Raw genomic sequence first — 1208 nt, 5'->3', positions numbered from 1 at the left:
CAAAATCGGGCTGATCTCGTTCCTGAAGGAACACCGACGCCTATACTACGCTTCATGAACCGCCGTATACGGAACCGTACGTACGGTGGTGTGGGAGGAGGGCCTAAAATGCCCTCCTACCCGATTCTTCGCTATGGCTGAAACGGAACCCAAAGGCTCCTATATCTATCCAAACACATCTGACGATCCCGACCGCAGGGACGTGCTGCGTAATAAACTTGGAATCCGGTCTCATAAGGAACTGCGCGTCGAAGAATATCGCGCGACAGCATTCCGGATGACTGAAATTGCCGAAGGAGACGGCCCGAAAGGCGCGTTCGACGCCCAACATCTGAAAGCCATTCATGGTCATATTTTCCAAGATGTTTATGAATGGGCCGGTCATACGCGCAATGAAAGCCCTGTTGTAGATGGCCAGAGGGTGGAGCCGATTGGCAATTTGTCGAAAGGTGGGAGCTCATTTCTTCACGGTTCGCGCATCGAGATGGGCTTGGACGAAGCCTTTAGACCGATCAGGAATCCGGAAATATTGCGTGGATCGTCGGTCGAGCAGTTCGCCGAAATCGCCGGTAAAGTTTTGGCAGAGTTGAATTATGTGCACCCCTTCCGAGAAGGAAACGGACGGGCGCAGGAGGCACTGCTAGCATCCATCGGACGCGAATATGGTCATGATGTTGACTTCACCGTCATCACCAAGCCGCGCATGATCGAAGCGTCGATCGCGACGACCAACGACCCCTCCAGTCCAGCTATGAAACATGTCTTTGAAGACGCGATCGATCCAAACCGGCAGGAAGCCATAAGAGCTGCTTTCGTCGATCTTGAAATGCGCGGTGAGAATGCTTTCGAGCACAACGTGCGCAGCGCCAGGCCGGGCGAACAGATTTCAGGTCAGGTTCTCGGTCACGATATCCGCGTTGCCAGCGTTGTTACCGACCACGGGATTGTCGCAGTCGATCGCGCCGACCTTCCAGAGCGGTTGCCCGATGACAATAGCGAAATGACATTCACGGCTCGTTCTGACTTCTCCCGCCTGTTGCGTCCGGATCAGGTCAGAAATGCAGAGGTAATCCCCCCGTTTTTAACGGGGCTCGTCAGTAGAATTCACGCGGCCATTTTCAGTTTCTGTGCGGGCGTTACGCCGCCGATGCCCATATTGGGACGTTCGTTGTTGTAGGTCCATAGCCACTGCGTGGCAAATTCCTGCG

1 pseudogene is annotated in these 1208 nt (G+C 54.3%); it reads left to right on the top strand.

Annotation, left to right across the window (positions count from 1 at the left end):
* Positions 1–133: 133 nt before the first annotated feature.
* A pseudogene (locus tag F9K94_RS24785) lies at positions 134–631 on the top strand (Fic/DOC family protein); the annotation flags it as partial.
* Positions 632–1208 lie beyond the last annotated feature (577 nt).

It is taken from the genome of Brucella tritici (assembly GCF_008932285.1).
GTDB lineage: Bacteria > Pseudomonadota > Alphaproteobacteria > Rhizobiales > Rhizobiaceae > Brucella > Brucella tritici.
Note: the sequence above shows the minus strand (reverse complement) of the source record. Positions and strands in the feature narration are given on the sequence as shown.